This window comes from Pseudomonas sp. S2_B07, from assembly GCF_054668435.1.
The window spans coordinates 5,257,880-5,278,177 of record NZ_CP162769.1; the positions used below are offsets into that span (position 1 = coordinate 5,257,880).

The following is a 20,298-nucleotide window of genomic DNA, read 5'->3' on the forward strand; positions in this document are numbered from 1 at the left end:
CAAATTTCAGGCAAAAAAAAGCCAGCGATAATGCTGGCTTGAGCTTTCGGGGTGATTCAGGACGCGTCTGCGGCCATTTCAGCGTCGTGGGCGATCAGCGAAACAAGGGCGTTTTGCTGGCGGTGGGACAGTTGACGGAAACGTTGCAGTAATTCGCGTTCGTGCAATGACAGCTCCGGGCTGTCCAGGCGCATGCTCAACTCTTCGCCCAGTGCACCTTCCTGAATAAGACTCTGCTCAAGGCGTGCAATGATTTCGGAGTTCATGCTGCGATGATGATTGCGAGCCACCTCGGCAATGCGTTCACGCATTCCGTCTGGCAGACGTACGACGAACTTGTCAGCCGTACGGCTGGAATAAATTGCCTGTTTCAATGGGCGCATATATTTAACCGGTTAGTTCAGGGGAGCGGTTCTCGGGATTGGCCGCAGGATGTCTGGTAGGACAAGCTTACTGGCCAAATGTTCAACCTGAATTGAAAGAGGCCCGCATCATGCCTCAAAGAAGCCATATCATTGGCGTCAATTCTGTGACAAATATTGAGCCGGGTAAAGGCTTAATGCCAGCACCCCTTGTCAGAAATGTGGACTGGTTGGAAAAGTTGCCCAGAGCCGCATTGCCGACCGCGTCCTTTGCTCCCGCAGATGATGTCTGAAGACGTCTGAAGGTGCATGCTATGCGGATTCGATCCTTGATCCTTGTCTGATACAGGATAGTGGCAATTGGCCGATTTACTAGGGGCGAACTCGCTGTGGGGGATGATTCAGGATGGATGGCAGGCTGATTTATATGATGGGGCCTTCCGGATCCGGCAAAGACAGCCTCATTGAAGCGGCTCGAAAACCTTTGCAGTTGATGAACTGCGAAGTGGTGCGCAGGGTCATAACGCGCTCGGCCGAGTCGGTGGGCGAGGACGCTGTCGGCGTCTCGCGCGAGGAATTCCGGCACCTGAAAGACGCGGGTGACTTCGCGCTGTCGTGGCAGGCCAATGGCCTGGATTATGGGATTCCGATTCAGATCGATCAGTGGCTAAAGGAGGGCCGGCATGTATTGGTCAACGGTTCTCGCGCTCATCTTGCCGAGGCGCTACAGCGTTACCCCGATCTGATCCCGGTACTGTTGACCGTCAAGGATGAAGTGTTGCGCGAACGCCTGGTGCGGCGTGGTCGTGAGAGCCTGGCGGACATAGAAGACAGGCTACACCGCAACACACAGTTCGCGGCTGACAACATGCCAGTCCATCGACTCGATAACTCTGGCGAGCTCGCCGTGACCGTTGCCCATCTCCTCGATCTGCTGAAATTTAACGCAGCACCGGATCGAACTTGATTTTTCGCCCGGCAATTAGCGCCAACACAAACAACCCGGCGAAAACGCCGCAGGCAATCAGCGGCAGGGTGACAACCACCTCCTGAACCAAAGCCAAATGAAGAATGCCGCTCAGTAAGGCAAGGATCAAAAATCCTGCGGCTGATTTGGACATGCTGTGCTCCTGATAGGGTGATTCAAAATACAAAGCGTTCGGAAGCCTGCGATAGCGATGGGCCTTCCTGGCTCACATCCTGGCGAATAAACCCGCCCTGATCGCTCATGACCGCCAATTGCGGGGCTTTTTGCAGCTGCAGGTAATGCGGCATACGTTGAGCGACCTGCACCGCGCTGTTCTCGGGGGCAAAATGAAAACCCGCCAGGACTGCCAGGGCGATCGCATTCGAGAGTAAAAGGGCGCGATTCATGAGGCTCACCTCGGTTGTTCTTGAGAACAGCTGAAGCAGCCCGCGTGCCAATAGTTTAACGGCTATTAAATCCTTTAAAAACAAGGAATTAACTTGTCGTTGAGAAGGGGTGGCATTGCAAATTGCAATGATGGCATTTTGAGGGGATGCAATTTGCACGGTAAACAAAGCCACAGCCCGGTGGGGCGTCTGCCTACACTTAAAAAGCCCTACGGACGACATGACAAATCCGGGCTTGCCCGTTAACATGCACGCCGTCCATCGCACCGCATTTCGTGCGGGCGACGTGTGTCTCAGTAGCTCAATTGGATAGAGCATCCCCCTCCTAAGGGGAAGGTTGGCAGTTCGAACCTGCCCTGGGACACCATCTATTTCATGGCGCCTTGCGCAAGGCGCCGTTTCCGTTAGTGCCCGCATCGCACATTCCCTGCTTGTTCGTTTCCAGAGGCTTTGGCGCTAATGGTTGAAGAAAAGCTGTCCAGGCCGGGCGCAATCAGTCTTCGTGAGGCGTTCTGGTTCTGGTTGAAGCTTGGCTTCATCAGTTTCGGCGGGCCTGCGGGGCAGATCTCGATCATGCACCAAGAGCTGGTCGAACGGCGGCGCTGGATATCCGAGCGCCGATTCCTGCATGCCCTCAACTACTGCATGTTGCTCCCCGGGCCAGAGGCGCAGCAGTTGGCGACCTATATCGGCTGGCTGATGCATCGAACCTGGGGCGGGGTGATTGCCGGCGCACTGTTTGTGCTGCCGTCGTTGTTCATCCTGATCGGGTTGTCGTGGATGTACATCGCCTTCGGTGACGTGCCGGTGGTGGCCGGGCTTTTCTATGGCATCAAGCCTGCCGTGACCGCCATTGTCGTGCAGGCGGCCCATCGGATCGGCTCTCGGGCATTGAAGAACAATTGGCTATGGGCGATAGCGGCCGCTTCATTCACCGCCATCTTCGCGTTCAATGTGCCGTTCCCGCTGATCGTTCTGGGTGCCGCAGTGCTTGGCTATGTCGGCGGACGCCTGGCGCCCGATAAGTTCAGGACCGGTGGTCATGGAGCTGCCAAAAAGTCCTTTGGCCCGGCTGTGATCGATGATGACACCCCGTCCCCGGAGCATGCCCGGTTCAGTTGGTTGAAATTGGCAACGCTGGCCGTGATCGGCGCCGCGTTATGGGGCCTGCCAATGGGGATTTTGACCGTGCTCTTTGGCTGGGAAGGCACCCTGACCCAGATGGGGTGGTTCTTTACCAAAGCGGCCCTGCTGACGTTTGGCGGTGCGTATGCCGTGCTTCCCTATGTCTATCAAGGGGCGGTCGGGCATTATGGCTGGCTGACACCGACTCAAATGATCGATGGCCTGGCGTTAGGCGAAACCACACCTGGACCGTTGATCATGGTCGTGGCCTTCGTCAGTTTTGTCGGCGCGTATGTTGCTCAAGTGTTCGGCAGCGACCATGTTTTTCTCGCGGGAGCCGTCGCTGCCTGCCTGGTGACCTGGTTTACCTTCCTGCCCTCGTTCCTGTTCATCCTCGCGGGCGGACCATTGGTCGAGTCGACCCACAATGAGCTCAAGTTCACTGCGCCACTGACTGCGATTACGGCCGCCGTCGTGGGTGTGATTCTCAATCTGGCGTGCTTCTTCGGCTATCACGTGCTGTGGCCAAAGGGTTTCAGCGGCCAACTCGATTGGCCCTCGGCACTGATCGCGATCGCCGCGGCCATTGCCTTGTTCCGCTTCAAGCGGGGCGTCATTCAGGTGCTGATGGCCTGTGCACTTGTGGGCCTGGCAGTGCATCTGTTGCGTTAGAAACAATAAAAAAAGCCCTGGCGGATACCTCCATCCGACAGGGTTTTTTTATGTCCGGCCAACCGACGACCTACATGGCAAACCTGTCATCGCTGTGCCTTACTTCTGAAATGATTTCAGGAGGTGAAACGATGCGACGCAGGGGGGCTCAATTCTGGTTATGGACCAACAGTCGGTTACCGCTCCACACCCATGAAGAAGTGCTCGGCAATGGCCTGCAGGTTGACGTGCAGGCACGGACCAGCGTCGAAGGCGTCACCCAGGTGTTTGTGGGTATTTACGATGACGACGGCTGGGCAATCTGCGAGGAGTTTCACGATCGGCGCGTCGGTGAGCACTATTGCACGGCGTTGAAGTGGGGCGCGCAGCGAGCGAGGGAATGGCTGGCGGACACTCAGGCATTTGTTGCGCCCCATCGGCCGCAATTGACGCTCAGTCCTGTCATCACCGATGAGCCGACACTGGCGCTGCGGCGCATGGAGATGACCGAGCGCGAGCGTTTGAAGATACGCTCCGAGGATGCCTGGTCGGAATACCTGGCGGCCAAGACGGCCATGCTGGAGTTGATGCGCGCCAGCAAGGTCGATCCGAGGGTCTGGTCGGACCACAAGGAGCGCCTGCGCCAGGCCATTGACCGGCGCGTCTGCGTGCAACGCGCCTATTTGAACTAGTTAACTGGCCGATCAGAGGACCGAAGAGCGCCGCAGAGCCTCGATGGTTTCGATCAGGTCATCGTAGGACACCGGTTTACCAAGGTGCTGGTTAAAACCCGATTGCCGGGCCTTTTGAATGTCGCTGCGGGTGCCATAACCCGTCAGCGCAATCGCCGGCACGTCCTTGGCCTGAGGCAGTTTGCGTAACGCGCTCATCAGTTCGTGACCGTTCATGACCGGCATGCCCAGGTCCGAAATGATCAAGTCGAAGCGCGTGTGTTTTGCCGCGTCCAGAGCGGCTACCGGCCGGTCGAAAGCGATGACTTCGGCGTCTTCCATTTCCAGCAGCATCTTCAAGGTTTCCAGCACTTCGGCCGAGTCATCGACCAACAGAATCGTCAGCCCGCTTAACCTGCCAGCGGTCTCGTTGACCTGAGCGGAGGATTTCTCTGTGTCATTGGTGTGGGCCATAGGCAAATAGACGCTGAACGTACAGCCCGCGCCCAGCCCTTGGGAATTCACTTCGACCGTGCCCCGTTGTGCTTCGGTCAACTGGCGGACCAGTGACAACCCGATCCCCAGTCCTTCGCGGGAATGCGTGGCATGTTGCTTTTCAGCCTGGCCAAACAGATCGAATACATGTTCGAGGTTTTCGGCAGCGATGCCGGTGCCGTTGTCTTTGACATCCAGCCGTATCTTGTTTCCGGCCTGACCGGCAATCAGCTGAACCAGCCCATTGGCCGGGGTGAATTTCAGGGCGTTGTTCACCAGGTTCCAGATGATCTGTTCCAGGCGCGTCGGGTCTGCGTGGACCATCAGCGGCCCTGAAGGCACATGCAGCTCGACCTTGGTTTCGTGTTGCTCGTTCAGGACCACGGTATGGATATCGCGCAGCACACTGACAAGGTCGACGGCGACCGGTTGCAGCTTTAGCTTGCCGGTGCGCACTCGGGCGACGTCCAGCAGATCATCGATGATCCGCGCCTGGCTGGTGACGGCATCACAAATGGTGTTCACCGCTTTGGCGGCCGGGGGCAGGGACTTGGTCACGGGCAGGCGGCGCAGCAATTCGGCGTTGAGCTGGATCAGGTTCAACGGGTGCTTGAGCTCGTGGGACATGACCGCAAAGAATTCATCTTTGAGGTAATTGGTATTGCGCGTCTCGGCCAGTTCCTGGCTCTGTTCTTCGTGTTGACGTTTGTGGCCGGTCAGGTCCCGGGCGATTTTCACGTAACCGCGCAGGTTGTCGCCGCTGAGCAAGGTCACTTCGCCGCTGCAAAAGAAGCGGCTGCCATCCTTGCGCAAGTGCCAGCGTTCATCTTCGCTGCGGCCCTGGGTGCGCACTGCCAGCAGTTCGTTTTCGGGAACCCCGGCGGCACGGTCTTCGGCGGAAAAAATGAAATCGTAGAAAGCGCCTTCCGCCTCGGCCTTGCTGTAGCCGAAGATCAGCTCGGCGCCTTTGTTCCAGCTGGTGATGATGCCCTGTTCATCGAGGGTGATGATCGCGTAGTCGCGGGTGCTTTCGGCCACCAGGCGCATGCGTTCTTCACCCAGGCGCAGATCTTCTTCCGCCGCGCGGCGCTTGGTGATGTCAATGAACGTCAGCACCGTGCCGTCGATGTGGTCTTCGCTGGAGCGGTACGGCAACAGGCGGGCGATGTACCAGCGTTTGTCGGTGCTGCTGACTTCCCGTTCGATCATGTTCAACGATTCGAACACCTGCGCCGCGTCACTGGCCAGGCCGTCGTAGTGCAGGCGATGGGTGATGTCGAGCAGCGAGCGGCCGGTATCGACCGGCAGCATGCTGAAAATGTCGGTGGCGCGCGGGGTGAACCATTTGATCCGCATGTTGCGGTCGACAAACACCGTGGCAATGTCGGTGGAAGCGATCAGGTTGGTCAGGTAGTCGTTGATCTTGTCGGTTTCTTCAACTTTGGTTTTCAGCTCGTAGTTGACCGTCAGCAACTCTTCGTTGATCGATTGCAGCTCTTCCTTGCTGGTTTCCAGCTCTTCGGTGGCCGAGCGCAACTCTTCGTTGATTGCCTGCATTTCTTCGTTGGAGGCTTTCAGTTCTTCACTGGAGACTTCCGATTGTTCAATGGTGTCCTGCAAATGCAACTTGGTTCGTTGCAGTTCGCGCTCAAGATTGGACAGCACCTGGCTTTCGGTCTGTAGCAGGGTCGTGGCGGTCTGTTCGGACGGGTCGACTTCGACTTCTTCGAAGATCACCAGCACGTACTCGCCATCCGACTCTTCGTCCTTATAAGGCTGAGCCACGAGGTTGATCATGTAGCTCTGGTTGCCGCGCTTGAGCGGTACGGCCCCGGACTTGACCACCAGGTTGCTCTGCTGCACCTGAAACAGCGTGGTGCGGATTTCCAGGCGCAGCTCCGGCAGGATCAGTGTCAGCAGGTTGCGCGTCAGTTCGCCACCCACATGCCGCAGAAAGTGCCCGGCGCCATCACTCATGTGCAGGATTTCGGCGTTGGCATCGACAATCATGCTCGGCGGCGCGGCGAGCTCAAGCGCACGCTGGTGAATGTCGGCAAAGGACAGCTTGCGCGGCACCGCGCGGGGCGGCGCCTCGCGGGACGTACTCGCCCGCACGTAACCGCCGCGGGGCATGGTCGGCGTGCGACGGCTGTTGGCGGTACCGGTCTTGGCGCGGAAGATGCGATTGCGTTTATCCACCGGGGCGAACAATTCGTGGCAAGCGTCCGCGCTCTCTGAAGAGCCGAGAAACAGGAACCCGCCAGGCCGCAGCGAAAAGTGGAACATCTGCAGGATTTCACGCTGCACTTCGCGATCCAGATAGATCAGCAAGTTGCGGCAGACGATCAGGTCGATCTGCGAGAACGGCGGATCCGACAGCAGGCTGTGCTTGGCAAACAGCACCCGTTCGCGAATTTCCTTGCGGATCCGGTAGTGATCGTCCTCCTTGACGAAGTAATGCCGCAGCCGCGTCGGCGGCACATCGGTGATGATCGCTTGCGGATACAACCCGGCGCGGCCAACGCTGATGGCGCGTTCATCGATGTCGGTGGCGAACAACTGCATCGTTGCCTTGCTGGCGTCCAGTTGCAGCTGGTCGTTGAGCAAGATCGCCAGGCTGTAGGCTTCTTCGCCGGTGGAACAGCCGGCGGACCAGACGCGAATTTCTTCTTTTTCCGGTTGCGCCGACACGGCGGCGCTGACCAGTTGCGGTAAAACATCCCGTTCCAGCGCTTCGAACGCCTCTCGGTCTCTGAAGAAGTTGGTCACCCCAATCAGCATGTCGCCGAGCAGCGCCTTGGTTTCTTCGGGATTGTTTTGCAGGTAGCGGAAGTAGGCGCCCAGGTCGGGCTGGGCGGTGACTTGCATCCGCCGTTCGATCCGCCGCAACACGGTGGCGCGTTTGTAATGCTTGAAGTCGTGGCCGGTGCCGGTGCGCAACTGGATCAGAATGTCGTGGAGCATTTGTTCATTGATAGCGGCCTCGCGTTCCGACACCGAGTGGAAGGTTTTCAGTTCCGCGTCACCGGCAATGGGCAACGTGATTTCCTTGGCGTTTTGCCACAGTTCGAGCAATTTTTGTGGCATTTCCGTGACGGGTAATATCAGGTCGACCATGCCGGTATCGATGGCTGTGCGAGGCATGCCGTCGAATTCGGCGTCTTCCGGCACCTGGGCCATGGTCACGCCACCGTGTTCCTTGATGCGTGACAAACCGACCGCGCCATCGGAGCCGCTGCCTGACAGGATCAGGCAAAACGCACGCTCGCGATGGACCTCGGCGAGGTCGCGGAAGAACAGGTCGATAGAGGCATGCCGCGTCTCGCGCGCGGCGTTGCTGCTGACCTTTAGAAAACCGTCATCCATGGCCAGGCGCTGGGCCGGCGAGATGACATACACGTGGTTTTTCTCGATGGGCACGGTCTCGGTGACCTGCAGGACCGGCATTTTCGTCGATTCCTGGATGATCTTGTCGGCAATGCTCTGATGGTCGGGCGACAGGTGAAGAATGATGACAAACGCCATGCCGTTGTCTTGAGGCATGTTCTGGAAAAACAGCTTGATGGCTTGCAGTCCCCCCGCAGACGCGCCGATGCCGACCACCGGGAAGTCCAGGTCGCTCGGGCGTGGGGCCTTGCGCTCGGAAGCGCCGGCCGGTTGTTTGGGGGTGCTGGTCATCTGTTCTGCCTTCTACCGGCGACATGGGGCGTTGTCGTAAAACGGGGGTAACACGCGCGTCGATAAAACAGAATAATCCCGTTTTTACATAACACCTTCAAATATTTAGCCATCGCTTGAGCGTCACGACGTCTCAAGGTATCGGCACTGCTGGCCGATAACCCGAACGGTCATGCTCTTCTTCTTAAAACTGCCTGGAAATCTTCGATGCTGTCGTATCACCAAAAGAGTTTTCTGATCGTCGATGATTTCTCGGATTTCCGCAGTTCCGTCAGGTCCATGCTGCGAGAGCTGGGCGTCAAGGACGTGGATACCGCGGATTCCGGCGAGCAGGCGCTGCGCATGTGTTCGCAGAAGGCCTACGATTTTATCCTGCAGGATTTCCACCTCGGCGACGGCAAGAAGAACGGTCAGCAGGTCCTCGAAGACTTGATGATCGAGAAGCTGATCAGCCATGAAAGCGTGTTCGTCATGGTCACCGCCGAAACCAGCCAGGCCATGGTGCTCAGTGCGCTGGAGCATGAACCGGATGCCTACCTGACCAAGCCGTTCAACCGCTCGGGCCTGGCTCAGCGTCTGGAGCGGCTGGAGCAGCGCAAGAACCTGCTCAAGCCGATCCTGCAAGCCCTCGACCGTGGCAAGCCGCTGGAAGTGCTCAATGCCTGCATCGAGCTGTGCAAGAAGGACATCCGTTATTCGCCGCTGTGTCTGCGCTATCGCGCGGATGCCTTGCGCGACTTGAATCAGAACGAAGCGCTGGAGCGCCTTTACGACAGCATCATTGCTGATCGGCCGTTGCCGTGGGCGTTTGCCGGGTTGGGCCAGTTGCTGTTCAAGCGCGGCCAGGTCAGCCAGGCCAAGGGCATCTACGAAAAAGCCCTGAAAGTGTTTCCGATGATGCCGGCGCTGTATGACGGCATGGCCGACGTGCTGGTGGTCGAAGGCGACACCAAGGGCGCACAGAAAGTATTGGAAGAAGCCATTCGCCTGTCGCCGCTGGCCGTGCGCCGGCAAGCCTTGCTGGGCAAACTGGCGATGGCCAACGAAGATTTCGACACCGCCTCCAGGGCGTATCGCCAGGCGGTGTCCCAGGGCGCGCAGTCGCGTTTCAAGGATGCGGAAAGCAACCTCGGTCTGGCTCACGCCTTGATCAGCAAAGGCAGTGAGAAAGGCCTGGATACCCGCACCCGCCTGGAAATCAACACGACCCTCAGCCTGGTGGCCAAGGAAAACCCATCCGACCCGGGCCTGCAGATTCGTGCGCGGCTGATGAAAGCCACCAGCCTGTTGCTCAACGACGCCGAAACCGCCGAGAAACTCACCGAACAAGCGATGATGCGTCTCGACGGCATGGAGCAATTCATGAGTGCCGAAGCGGCGCTGCTGGTGGCCAAGCAGTTGCAAATGCTTGGCCAAGCCAGCGCGGGCGCCTCGATGCTGAAGAATTGCGCGGAAATCTACGGTGATGATCCGGTGGTGATGAAGGGCATCGCCAAGTTGACCGACGACCCGACCATCCTCAGTTCCAGCAACGCCGCCGCCGAGCTCAATCGTGAGGGCGTGCGGGTGTACAAGACCGGCAACCTGGTGGAAGCCCGGTCGGTGTTCCGCAAGGCGCTGGCGATGCAGCCGAAAAACATCAGTATCGCCTTGAACTTGGCGCAGTCGCTGCTGCACGGCACCGACACCAGTGTGCCATCGGCGGAAATCGATGAATGTCGGGTCTGCCTGAAAATGGTCGGCTTGATGCCCGACACCGACGCGCGTTATCCGCGCTATCAGAAACTGAAAATCAAGGCGTTCGGCGGATGAGCCAAGACAACCCGGCATTGGATTTCTCGACGGTGATTGCCTCCACCGTGCACGACATGAAGAACTCGCTGGCCATGCTGATGCAGGCGCACAGCCAGTGGCTGGCGCGCTTGCCCGACCCGGAGCAGCACAGCCCGGAGCAGGGCGTCATCGAATACGAGTTCGCCCACCTCAACGGCATGCTCGTGCAGTTGTTGGGCCTGTACAAACTGGGGGTCAATCAGTTGCCGTTGCAACCGGCCTACCATGACCTGGATGACTTTCTTGAAGCGCAACTGGCCAGCCATCAAGACGTGTTCGCCAGTCGCGGCATTATTGCGACCTATGAAGTCGACCCGTTGAGCCCGCTGGGTTTCTTCGACCGCGAGCTGGTCGCCTCGGTACTGGGCAACATCATCAACAACGCCATTCGCTACGCGCGCGAGTCGCTGCTGATCAGCGTCAGCGACGAGGGCGGTCAACTGGTGCTGAGCATCAATGATGATGGCGCCGGCTATCCGGCGGAGATGATCGAGTTTCAGGCGGATTATGTGCAAGGCATCAACTACAGCAGCAGTAGCACCGGCCTGGGCCTGTACTTTGCCGGGCGTATCGCCGCGATGCATCAGCGCAATGGCGTCGTCGGCAGCACCCGGCTCAGCAATGGCGGCCCGTTGGGCGGCGGTGTATTCAGCCTTTACCTGCCCTGAGCGTTCTTTATTGTGTGGCGCTGCTTGAAATTCTGAACAGGCGAAGCCTATTTTGTACGGGTCGCCGTTCGCGGCTCGCACAACAAAGGATTGAGTCATGACTACCGATGGCCATCGTTCACTCGCACAGCGATTGGCGGGCATTGATGAGATTGAATGTGTCACCCCGGACTTGAATGGAGTTCCCCGGGGCAAAGTCATGACGGCCGAGGGTTTCCTCGAAGGACGTCGGTTGCAGTTGGCGCGGGGTGTGCTGCTGCAATGCATCATGGGCGGGTATCCACCCGCGCGTTTTTACGGCAGCGATGACGGCGACCTTGCGTTGGTGCCGGACCCTGCGCATATCTATCGCTTGCCCTGGAGCCAACAGCCCCGGGCGCTGGCCATTTGCGATGCGGACGAATTGACCGGTGAACCGTCGAGTCTGTCGACCCGCGGTCAACTCAAATCGGTGATCGCGCGTTACGCGGCTCGCGGCCTGGCGCCGGTGGTGGCGACCGAGCTGGAGTTCTTCGTGTTTGCGCCCAACCCCGATCCGACTCAACCGTTCCAGCCGCCGCTGGGCCTGGACGGTCGTCGCGAGGACGGTCAGTCGGCATTCAGTGTCAGTTCCAATAGCGGCTTGCGGCCGTTCTTCAGTGAGGTCTACACCTGCATGGCGGCGTTGGGCCTGCCGCGCGACACCTTCATGCACGAAATGGGTGTCAGCCAGTTCGAGATCAACCTGCTGCACGGTGATCCGCTGCTGCTGGCGGATCAGACTTTGCTGTTCAAGCACCTGCTCAAGGAAGTCGCGCTCAAGCATGGCTTGACGGTGGTCTGCATGGCCAAGCCGCTGGCGCACACACCGGGCAGTTCGATGCACATTCACCAAAGCATTGTCGACATCAACACCGGGCGTAACGTGTTCAGCGACGAGGCCGGTCAGCCGACCGCGACCTTCCGTCACTTCATCGGTGGCCAGCAGGCCGGCATGGCCGATTTCACGGCGTTGTTTGCACCGAACGTGAACTCGTATCAGCGCTTGTGCCATCCGTACGCGTCGCCGAATAATGCCTGCTGGTCCCACGACAACCGCGCCGCCGGGTTGCGCATTCCGGCCAGTTCACCGGTCGCTCGTCGGGTCGAAAACCGTTTGCCGGGAGCGGACGCCAATCCGTACCTGGCGATCGCCGCCAGCCTTGCCGCCGGGTTGCATGGCATTGAAAACGAGCTGGAGCCGACCGAGGCGATCCAGGGCGAATTCGACGTGCCGGATAATCTTTCGTTGCCGTGTACCTTGCATGCGGCTCTTGAGCGTCTGAAACGTAGCCAATTGGCGAAGGAACTGTTTGGCACTGAGTTCATCGAAGGCTACGTCGCTTCGAAGTCCATGGAACTGACCAGCTTCTTTGATGAAATTACTCCCTGGGAACGGCGTGTTTTAGCTGCTCAGGCCTGACGCTTCGTCGTCTTCGGGCTATCGTTTCGGTAGCCTGATCTTCACTGCAAGGAGCCGCTCGGAACGCCGATGCGCCAAATCTGGAAATCCTTTCGAGCGCTGTATTTCGCCTCGCTGATGATGTTGATCGGCTCGGGCCTGTTGAGCACTTACCTGGCCTTGCGCCTGGCGGCCGATCACGTCGACAGCTTGTGGGTCGGTGCGTTGATGGCGGCCAACTATTTTGGCCTGGTGCTGGGCGGCAAGATCGGTCACCGATTGATTGCCCGGGTCGGGCATATTCGTGCCTATGCCGCGTGTGCCGGGATCGTCGGTGCGGCGGTGCTCGGTCATGGATTGATCGACTGGCTGCCGGCCTGGCTGTTCCTGCGGGTGATCGTCGGCCTGGGGATGATGTGCCAGTACATGGTCATTGAGAGCTGGCTCAACGAGCAGGCCGATGCCAAGCAGCGCGGCATGGTCTTCAGCGGCTACATGATCGCTTCCTACCTGGGGTTGGTGCTGGGTCAGCTGATTCTGGTCATGCATCCAGGCCTGGGCCTGGAGCTGCTGATGCTGGTCGCCTTGTGTTTTGCCCTGTGCCTGGTGCCGGTGGCCCTGACTCGACGGATTCACCCGGCGCCGTTGCACCCCGCGCCGATGGAGCCGCGCTTCTTTATCAAACGTGTACCGCAGTCGTTGAGCACGGTATTGGGGGCAGGGCTGATCGTCGGCTCGTTCTACGGTCTGGCGCCGCTGTATGCGTCACAGCAGGGGTTGTCCACCGAGCAGGTCGGTCTGTTCATGGGTAGCTGTATTTTTGCTGGCCTGCTGGTGCAGTGGCCGCTGGGTTGGCTGTCTGATCGTTATGACCGGGCGCTGTTGATCCGCTGTTTTGCCTTCAGCCTGGCACTGGCCGCGTTGCCGCTGGCGATTCTGCAGAAGGTGCCGCTGGAGGTCTTGTTCATCTCCGGGTTCTTCTGTTCGCTGGTGCAGTTCTGCCTGTATCCGTTGGCGGTGGCGTTCTCCAATGACCATGTCGAGGGTGATCGCCGGGTCTCGCTGACAGCGATGCTGCTGGTGACCTACGGCGTCGGCGCCAGTATCGGGCCGCTGGTCGCCGGGGTGCTGATGAAGCTGTTCGGCAGCCACATGCTCTACGCGTTCTTCAGTTTCTTCGCGCTGGTGCTGGTGTGGCGGATCCGTCCGAAAGCGGTCACCAACCTGCATCAGGTCGACGATGCGCCGCTGCATCACGTCGCCATGCCGGACAGCATGTCGAGCTCGCCGCTGGTGGTGTGCCTTGACCCGCGTGTCGACGAGCAGATCGTTCAAGAGCAGATGCAGAGTCCGCCGCATCCGGAAGCGGAGCCGGGACCAGAGGTGGAACTGGAAGGTGAGCCGACGCCACCGGAAGACCCGGACGCCGGTCGCGAACAAAGTTTCACTGAAGCCAGGCCTTGATTTTTTGATGCATAAAAAAACGGGCAGTCACCGCAAGGGGCTGCCCGTTTTTTGTTGACGCGGTGGATCAGAGATCGTCTTTATCGAAGCGTCGTGCTTCACGTTGAAGCTGATACACGAATCGCTCGACCTGGCGCTGCACCAGCCCGCTCATGTTGTGAAAGCGGATGCCGGCGAAGGTGGTGGAGATCCTTTCTTCGAAGTGCAGGTAACGCAGTTCCACCGGGGTGGTCATGCTGCCGAAGGGCAGGTCGGCGACGAAGCGGTCGTAGACCTGGCCCAATTGCAGTCGGCTGGTGATGTCACCCTCAAAGCGCAGCTTGCAGCCGGTGGCGGAAATATCCAGCAACTTGCCTTTGATGGGCGACTTGAGCTTTTCACCGCCCAGTTCGACATTGACCAATTGCGCCAGTTTCAATGCAGCCCGGAAGGCATTGCGGCGCTGATGGTAGACGACTTCGTCAGGGAGTTTGCCGCGATAGCAGCGTGCGTCGCTGAGTTCGTCGATGCTCAGCGGGCCGTTGCTTTCCCAGGCGATGCGCACGCCGTCGTGGAAGCCTTCGACCCGAAACGATTCGCCTGCCAGCAGATAGCGCTCACCATCGCGGGGCACCATTTCATCCAGGGCAATCATGTTGTTGTCACGGTCAACCTCAACCAGATAGCTCTGGAAGCGCTGGTTACGTTCGTGGAACGTAATGATCAGCGGGTCATGGCTTTCTTGCAGTTGCCGCAGGTTACCCGCGATCTCCATGGGCGTGGAGAGCACCTTGGGTGGCTGCGGAGCATCTTCCGCGGTTAAGGCATTGGGCACGGTTCATCGTTCTCCGGACAAAATGTGACTGCGCATGGCCAGCATACTGCCATCATGTAGCGCGTCTTGAAAGTGCGAACTCATCAACAGGTTCACGCCTGACTGAGCGGGCGCGGCTTCGCTAGCTTGGCGGTTGATCCGCGGGCATCGTAAAGCGCGGGTGGTTCGCCGCCGGTGAGGATTTTCAGCTGATTGGCCGTGGCGGCCTGTTGGACCAGGATCGACTGACCATTATTGACGTTGATGGCCTGGCACTGAGCCAGAAGGTCGGTCAGGGCATCGCTTTGCGCAAGTAACTGGTCACCGACGCTGGATTCGCTGGCGAGTTGCTCCAGGCCCTTGCGATTGGTGGGCAGATTGAGGCTGGCGAGGACTTCGCTGCGCTTGCGGCCATGCTGTTCGAGCAGAATGATCATTGCCTGTTTGCGCGCCAGAATGTCTTCGAGCAGTGGCATGTCGCGACCATGCAAGGCGAGGGACTCGGTTTGCAGTAACTCCAGCAAGTGTTGTGCTGGAGCAAAGTCGTCGATGATCAGTTGCAGTAAATTAGTGTCGTGCATGGCTGGCCTTGGGGTTTAAGCGTCCAAAAGCCTGGCGCAGGCCGGGGGCCTAGCGCTGGGCTTCGAAGTTGAGCAGTTTGCTGGCTACACGGTTGCTGTCGACTTTATAGCTGCCATCGGCAATCGCTGCTTTCAACTCGGCCACGCGGGCATTGTCGACGGCAGGCTGATCGCGCAGCTTGTCAGTGACCTTCTGCAACTGTTGAGCCTCATTGCTGAGGTGTACCGATTCCCCGCTTTTGGCGGTACTGGCCTGTTCGGCCGGGGTATTCAGCGGCGCGGATTTGCCGGCTTCGGCAGTGTCCTTGTTGGCGCTGGTACGCGTACTGCCGGTCAGTGACGAGGAACTGTTCAAACGGCTGAAATCGATGACCATGATAAAAAACCTCTGGGAATTTGGACGCTTGCCATGTTTTCGGCTCTTCCTGCAAAAACTTTAGGCCCATTTATCAACGAGCCTGCATGCGCCAGCGCATTTCCTGCGTGAGGCACAGTTTAGGGAACAGCCACGGCCAGCGCCATGTTTTCGCAAGCGCAGAGTTTCTACATGGCCACTTCCACCTGGCCCGGCGCCATGACCTGCGCCTTGATGACCCGTTGGGAGTTGAGGTTTTTTACCCGGATCTGTTCACGCAAGCCGCCATTGGACAGGGCTTCGCCCGGCATGCGCACGCTGAGCGTACCACTGCGGGCGGTAATCACCACTTGGTCACCTTTGGAAATGACTTCGGCCTGTTCGAGATGGACCAGCGTCAGCACCTGATCGGCGACCGTTGGTCGGGTAAGTTTTTGTCCAATCGTCTGATCGATGGAGGTGAAGTATCCCTGGCCGATCAGGCTGATGTCGCGTTCGCGCAGCATGACGTCGCCCGGCTCGATATAGCCGGCGCGTTTGAGGGGGCGCGTGGTGGTGACGACGTCGCGAAACAGGCGGACTTGAGCGGGCACGAACACCGTCCAGGGCGAGGTGCTGTCGCAACGAACCTTGACCGTGACCCGGCCAATCGGGATCGCCGGGCTCTCCAGAGTGGCTGTCAATTCCTTGTCGCACATGGGCATGCGCAGGCGCGGATCGAGCTGCTTGACCTCGATCTCATAACGGCCTTCGGTTTGACTGGTCGCCAAATAGTCTTCTACGGTGAACTCAAGAAAGCCCTGAGTGACGCCGATAAGCATGTCAGGCAAGGTAACTGCGTCAGCAAGGGCAGGGCTGCCAGCGTTGAACAGGCAGACGGCCGACATCGCGCAAAGCACGTGGCGAGCGTTTGATGTCAGGCGTCGGAAAAATGTCAGTTCTGTGTTCATAAGAGTTAAAAAGCAAGCGCCGTGCCGTTTAGCAATGAACGTGCGTCGCAACACACTTAAGCGTTGGTGTAGGAGTCTGTGCATGGCTGGTGTAATGGATGCGGTAAACCAGCGCACGCAACTGGTAGGGCAGAATCGCCTGGAGCTGCTGTTGTTCCGTCTCGACGGCCAGCAACTCTATGGGATCAACGTGTTCAAGGTTCGGGAAGTGCTGCAATGCCCAAAACTCACGCTGATGCCAAAATCCAGTCCTGTCGTGTGCGGTGTGGCAAATATCCGGGGGGCGACCATTCCGATTCTTGATCTGGCCATGGCGACCGGCTCCGGCGCGCTCAAAGATCAAAGCAATCCGTTCGTGATCATCACGGAGTACAACACCAAGACCCAGGGTTTCCTGGTGCGCTCGGTGGAGCGCATCGTCAACATGAACTGGGAAGAGATTCATCCGCCACCCAAGGGCACGGGACGCGATCACTACCTGACGGCTGTGACTCGGGTCGACAATCAGTTAGTCGAAATCATCGACGTCGAGAAAATCCTCGCGGAAGTGGCGCCGACACCGGAAGCGATTTCGGTCGGTGTGGTCGATGTCGAAACCCAGCACAAGGCCTTGTCCTTGAAGGTCCTGACCGTCGATGACTCGTCGGTGGCGCGCAAGCAAGTGACTCGTTGCCTGCAAACCGTCGGTGTCGAAGTGGTGGCGTTGAACGACGGCAAGCAAGCGCTGGATTACTTGCGCAAGCTGGTCGACGAAGGGAAAAAGCCGGAAGAAGAGTTCCTGATGATGATTTCCGACATCGAGATGCCGGAAATGGACGGGTACACCCTCACGGCCGAGATCCGCAACGACCCACGCATGCAAAAGCTTCATATCATCCTGCATACTTCGTTGTCCGGGGTATTCAATCAGGCGATGGTCAAGAAAGTCGGTGCCGATGACTTCCTTGCCAAGTTCCGTCCTGATGACCTGGCATCCCGGGTAGTCGACCGGATCAAAGCAGCAGATATCAGCTAGGGGCCTTCTGCCCCTGGTGATTAACACGATTTAAGAGGCGGTATCTTTGTCTACGGGTAATTTGGATTTCGAACAGTTCCGGGTCTTCCTGGAAAAAGCCTGTGGCATTTTGCTCGGTGAAAACAAGCAGTACCTGGTCTCGAGCCGTCTCAACAAACTGATGGAACAGCAAGGCATCAAATCCCTGGGTGAGCTGGTCCAGCGCATCCAGACCCAGCCGCGCAGCGGTTTGCGCGAGATGGTGGTGGACGCGATGACGACCAACGAAACCCTGTGGTTTCGTGACACCTATCCGTTTGAAGTGTTGAAGAACAAGGTATTGCCTGAAGCGATCAAGGCTGCACCCGGCCAGCGCTTGCGGATTTGGTCCGCTGCGTGTTCGTCGGGGCAGGAACCGTACTCGCTGTCGATGTCCATCGATGAGTTCGAACGCGTCAACATGGGTCAGTTGAAGATGGGGGCGCAGATTGTCGCCACCGACCTGTCCGGCACCATGCTGACCAACTGCAAGACCGGCGAGTACGACAGCCTGGCGATCGGCCGTGGCCTGTCGCCCGAGCGTCTTCAGCGTTACTTCGACCCGAAAGGGCCGGGACGCTGGGCGATCAAGGCGCCGATCAAGAGCCGCGTGGAGTTTCGTTCGTTCAACCTGCTGGACAGTTATGCAGCGCTGGGCAAGTTCGACATCGTGTTCTGCCGCAACGTGCTGATCTACTTCTCCGCCGAGGTGAAGAAAGACATCCTGTTGCGCATTCACAGCACGCTCAAGCCAGGTGGCTATCTGTTCCTCGGCGCGTCTGAAGCGCTGAACGGTTTGCCGGACCATTACCAGATGGTCCAGTGCAGCCCGGGGATCATTTACCAGGCGAAGTGATTCGTTGGCGGCACAACAAACGGGAGTCCTCAGGGGCTCCCGTTTTTTATGCCCGATGGTTTTCCGCCAACACCCCTAAACCCTTGAGGGAGCCGGGTTTGCCCGCGATGGCGGTATCACTGACGAATTTGATGGGGCTGACACACCGCCATCGCGGGCAAGCCCGGCTCCCACAGGGTAAGAGTTGTTCTTTCGAAGGCGATAAGCGGCAGAAAAGCGGCAGCCTGCGGAAACCGGTTGCCGCTTTTCTGGCATTGCCGCCCTTGCCACTGCCGGCAAAGCCCCGGTTTCCGGGGTTTTTCGATTTGGCACGCCGCTTGCTATGTCTCTGTTACGAAAAATCAGGTCACCCGAAGGTTTCCCGACATGAGCATCAGCTTCGATAAAGCGCTCGGTATCCACGAACAAGCCCTGGGCTTCCGCGCTCAGCGTGCCGAAGTCCTGGCCAACAACATCGCCAACGCCGACACCCCGAACTACAAGGCTCGGGATCTGGACTTCTCAAAAGTGCTTGCCGCACAGAACGAGAAAACCAAGGGCGGTACCTTTGCCTTGAACATGACCAACAGCCGTCATATCGAAGCTGAAGGCCTGGGCAATGGCGACGAGTCGCTGCTGTATCGCACGCCGATGCAACCGTCGATCGACCAGAACACCGTGGACGCCCAACTGGAACAGTCTAACTACGCGGAAAACGCCGTCGGCTTCCAGGCCAGCTTCACCCTGCTCAACAGCAAATTCAAAGGGCTGGTATCAGCCCTGCGCGGAGAGTAAGTCATGTCTCTATCCAGTGTTTTCAACATTGCCGGTAGCGGCATGAGTGCACAAACCACGCGCTTGAACACCGTGGCCTCGAACATCGCCAACGCCGAAACCGTCTCGTCGAGCATCGACCAGACCTATCGCGCCCGTCACCCGGTGTTCGCCACCATGTTCCAGGGCGGCCAGAGCGGCGGCAGCGATTCGCTGTTCCAGAGCCAGGACGCTGCCGGTCAAGGCGTGCAAGTGCTCGGCGTGGTCGAAGACCAGAGCAACCTCGAAGCGCGTTATGAGCCGAACCATCCCGCTGCCGACGCCAAGGGCTACGTCTACTACCCGAACGTCAACGTCGTCGAAGAAATGGCCGACATGATTTCCGCGAGCCGTTCGTTCCAGACCAACGCCGAAATGATGAACACCGCCAAAACCATGATGCAGAAGGTCCTGACCCTCGGTCAGTGATAAGGGGCGACTCAGATGAGTGTTACCGATACTACCAGCGCCGTAAGCATCAAGGATGTCCTGGCCAATTCTTCGGTCAAGAGCAACACCAGCAGCGACGGCCTGGCCGCCGCTACCAGCAGCGCCACCGGCAATAAAGCGTTGGGCAAAGACGCCTTCTTGCAGTTGTTGGTGACTCAACTGAAAAACCAGAACCCGCTGGAGCCGCAGGACAACGGCGCGTTCGTCGCGCAGTTGGCGCAGTTCAGCAGCCTGGAAGGCATCACCACGCTCAACGATACGGTCAGCGGCATTGCCGGCAACTACAACTCGTCGCAAGCGTTGCAGGCTTCTTCGCTGGTGGGTCGTTCGGTTGTCGCCCAGACCGACACCGCGGTGGTCGATACCTCCAAGAGTTTCAACGGTACGGCGGTCGTACCGGCCTCGACGAACCCGGTCACGATCAAGATCACCGATACCGATGGCAAAGTGGTTCGCACCATCGATCTTGGCAGTCAGCAGGCCGGCAACGCCGGTTTCATCTGGGACGGCAAGAACGATGCGGGTGAAGTGGCCAAGGCCGGCACTTACAAGTTTGCAGCTACCGCGACTTACGACAGCAAGGCGACCTCGCTGGTGACTTACCTGCCGGCAACCGTCAACAGCGTGACCATCAGCCAGACCGGCGGTGAGTTGATGCTGAACCTGGCAGGCCTGGGCAGTGTTGCCCTGTCCAAAGTACAGACCATTGGTATATAGAGCCGACTAACACGGCACAAAGGAGTGGAA

The 20,298-nt window shown here is 58.6% G+C and carries 20 protein-coding genes and 1 tRNA gene; 13 read left to right on the forward strand and 8 right to left on the reverse strand.

Annotated elements, in window-relative coordinates:
* Positions 1 to 56: 56 nt before the first annotated feature.
* The gene (locus tag AB4N43_RS24230) at positions 57 to 383 is read right to left on the reverse strand and encodes an Arc family DNA-binding protein (RefSeq protein ID WP_003178899.1); all 327 of its coding nucleotides are present in this window, start codon (positions 381 to 383) and stop codon (positions 57 to 59) included.
* A gap of 385 nt (positions 384 to 768) precedes the next feature.
* Between AB4N43_RS24230 and phnN the strand changes: the two genes are divergently transcribed.
* Positions 769 to 1,329 carry a phosphonate metabolism protein/1,5-bisphosphokinase (PRPP-forming) PhnN gene (phnN, locus tag AB4N43_RS24235; protein WP_059182306.1) on the forward strand — a complete coding sequence of 187 codons (561 nt, stop codon included), beginning with the start codon at positions 769 to 771 and terminating at the stop codon, positions 1,327 to 1,329.
* Here the strand turns inward: phnN and AB4N43_RS24240 are convergent.
* Together AB4N43_RS24240 and AB4N43_RS24245 are read right to left on the reverse strand one after the other, a co-directional pair.
* Positions 1,304 to 1,483: a PA3371 family protein gene (locus AB4N43_RS24240; protein ID WP_027923940.1), complete on the reverse strand. Its 180-nt coding sequence runs from the start codon at positions 1,481 to 1,483 to the stop codon at positions 1,304 to 1,306. The genes phnN and AB4N43_RS24240 overlap by 26 nt on opposite strands.
* A gap of 22 nt (positions 1,484 to 1,505) precedes the next feature.
* Positions 1,506 to 1,736, reverse strand: coding sequence for a hypothetical protein (locus AB4N43_RS24245; protein ID WP_027923941.1), 231 nt, complete (start codon positions 1,734 to 1,736; stop codon positions 1,506 to 1,508).
* A 290-nt stretch (positions 1,737 to 2,026) separates the two neighbouring features.
* Here AB4N43_RS24245 and AB4N43_RS24250 point away from each other — a divergent pair.
* The 3 genes from AB4N43_RS24250 (at position 2,027) to AB4N43_RS24260 (ending at position 4,204) form a co-directional block, all read left to right on the forward strand.
* Positions 2,027 to 2,103, forward strand: a tRNA-Arg gene (locus AB4N43_RS24250).
* Between the two features lie 92 nt (positions 2,104 to 2,195).
* The gene (chrA, locus tag AB4N43_RS24255; RefSeq protein WP_027923942.1) at positions 2,196 to 3,533 is read left to right on the forward strand and encodes a chromate efflux transporter; all 1,338 of its coding nucleotides are present in this window, start codon (positions 2,196 to 2,198) and stop codon (positions 3,531 to 3,533) included.
* 131 nt (positions 3,534 to 3,664) lie between these two features.
* Positions 3,665 to 4,204 carry a hypothetical protein gene (locus AB4N43_RS24260; RefSeq protein ID WP_027923943.1) on the forward strand — a complete coding sequence of 180 codons (540 nt, stop codon included), beginning with the start codon at positions 3,665 to 3,667 and terminating at the stop codon, positions 4,202 to 4,204.
* A gap of 12 nt (positions 4,205 to 4,216) precedes the next feature.
* On the opposite strand, the gene AB4N43_RS24265 is transcribed toward AB4N43_RS24260, so the two are convergent.
* Entirely contained in the window at positions 4,217 to 8,356 is a 4,140-nt protein-coding gene (locus AB4N43_RS24265) for a CheR family methyltransferase (RefSeq protein WP_460152029.1), read from the reverse strand.
* A gap of 207 nt (positions 8,357 to 8,563) precedes the next feature.
* Between AB4N43_RS24265 and AB4N43_RS24270 the strand changes: the two genes are divergently transcribed.
* The 4 genes from AB4N43_RS24270 (at position 8,564) to AB4N43_RS24285 (ending at position 13,741) form a co-directional block, all read left to right on the forward strand.
* Positions 8,564 to 10,168, forward strand: a complete 1,605-nt coding sequence (locus AB4N43_RS24270; RefSeq protein WP_059182308.1) for a tetratricopeptide repeat-containing response regulator — start codon at positions 8,564 to 8,566, stop codon at positions 10,166 to 10,168.
* Positions 10,165 to 10,857, forward strand: coding sequence for a sensor histidine kinase (locus AB4N43_RS24275; RefSeq protein WP_059182309.1), 693 nt, complete (start codon positions 10,165 to 10,167; stop codon positions 10,855 to 10,857). The genes AB4N43_RS24270 and AB4N43_RS24275 overlap by 4 nt, the downstream gene beginning before the upstream one ends.
* 199 nt (positions 10,858 to 11,056) lie before the next feature.
* Positions 11,057 to 12,298, forward strand: a complete 1,242-nt coding sequence (locus AB4N43_RS24280) for a glutamine synthetase family protein (RefSeq protein ID WP_172825979.1) — start codon at positions 11,057 to 11,059, stop codon at positions 12,296 to 12,298.
* Positions 12,299 to 12,367: 69 nt separating this feature from the next.
* Positions 12,368 to 13,741 carry an MFS transporter gene (locus AB4N43_RS24285; RefSeq protein ID WP_460152032.1) on the forward strand — a complete coding sequence of 458 codons (1,374 nt, stop codon included), beginning with the start codon at positions 12,368 to 12,370 and terminating at the stop codon, positions 13,739 to 13,741.
* A 67-nt stretch (positions 13,742 to 13,808) separates the two neighbouring features.
* Here the strand turns inward: AB4N43_RS24285 and AB4N43_RS24290 are convergent, their stop codons facing one another.
* From AB4N43_RS24290 to flgA, 4 genes are all read right to left on the reverse strand, one after another.
* Complete coding sequence (locus tag AB4N43_RS24290) at positions 13,809 to 14,555, reverse strand: flagellar brake protein (RefSeq protein WP_027923949.1); 747 nt, start codon at positions 14,553 to 14,555, stop codon at positions 13,809 to 13,811.
* A 92-nt stretch (positions 14,556 to 14,647) separates the two neighbouring features.
* A complete protein-coding gene (locus AB4N43_RS24295; RefSeq protein WP_027923950.1) occupies positions 14,648 to 15,115 on the reverse strand; it encodes a flagella synthesis protein FlgN in 468 nt (155 codons plus the stop codon).
* A 49-nt stretch (positions 15,116 to 15,164) separates the two neighbouring features.
* Positions 15,165 to 15,491 (reverse strand): flagellar biosynthesis anti-sigma factor FlgM, encoded by a 327-nt coding sequence (gene flgM, locus AB4N43_RS24300; protein ID WP_027923951.1) that lies wholly within the window; start codon positions 15,489 to 15,491, stop codon positions 15,165 to 15,167.
* Between the two features lie 167 nt (positions 15,492 to 15,658).
* Positions 15,659 to 16,420, reverse strand: coding sequence for a flagellar basal body P-ring formation chaperone FlgA (gene flgA / locus AB4N43_RS24305; protein ID WP_081743963.1), 762 nt, complete (start codon positions 16,418 to 16,420; stop codon positions 15,659 to 15,661).
* Positions 16,421 to 16,502: 82 nt separating this feature from the next.
* Between flgA and AB4N43_RS24310 the strand changes: the two genes are divergently transcribed.
* From AB4N43_RS24310 to flgD, 5 genes are all read left to right on the forward strand, one after another.
* Positions 16,503 to 17,435, forward strand: a complete 933-nt coding sequence (locus tag AB4N43_RS24310) for a chemotaxis protein CheV (RefSeq protein WP_059182310.1) — start codon at positions 16,503 to 16,505, stop codon at positions 17,433 to 17,435.
* Positions 17,436 to 17,481: 46 nt separating this feature from the next.
* Positions 17,482 to 18,309 carry a protein-glutamate O-methyltransferase CheR gene (gene cheR, locus AB4N43_RS24315; RefSeq protein ID WP_010457158.1) on the forward strand — a complete coding sequence of 276 codons (828 nt, stop codon included), beginning with the start codon at positions 17,482 to 17,484 and terminating at the stop codon, positions 18,307 to 18,309.
* 366 nt (positions 18,310 to 18,675) lie between these two features.
* Complete coding sequence (gene flgB, locus AB4N43_RS24320) at positions 18,676 to 19,083, forward strand: flagellar basal body rod protein FlgB (RefSeq protein WP_027923954.1); 408 nt, start codon at positions 18,676 to 18,678, stop codon at positions 19,081 to 19,083.
* A 3-nt stretch (positions 19,084 to 19,086) separates the two neighbouring features.
* Entirely contained in the window at positions 19,087 to 19,530 is a 444-nt protein-coding gene (gene flgC, locus AB4N43_RS24325) for a flagellar basal body rod protein FlgC (RefSeq protein WP_007980123.1), read from the forward strand.
* 15 nt (positions 19,531 to 19,545) lie between these two features.
* Positions 19,546 to 20,268 carry a flagellar hook assembly protein FlgD gene (gene flgD, locus AB4N43_RS24330; protein WP_027923955.1) on the forward strand — a complete coding sequence of 241 codons (723 nt, stop codon included), beginning with the start codon at positions 19,546 to 19,548 and terminating at the stop codon, positions 20,266 to 20,268.
* Positions 20,269 to 20,298 lie beyond the last annotated feature (30 nt).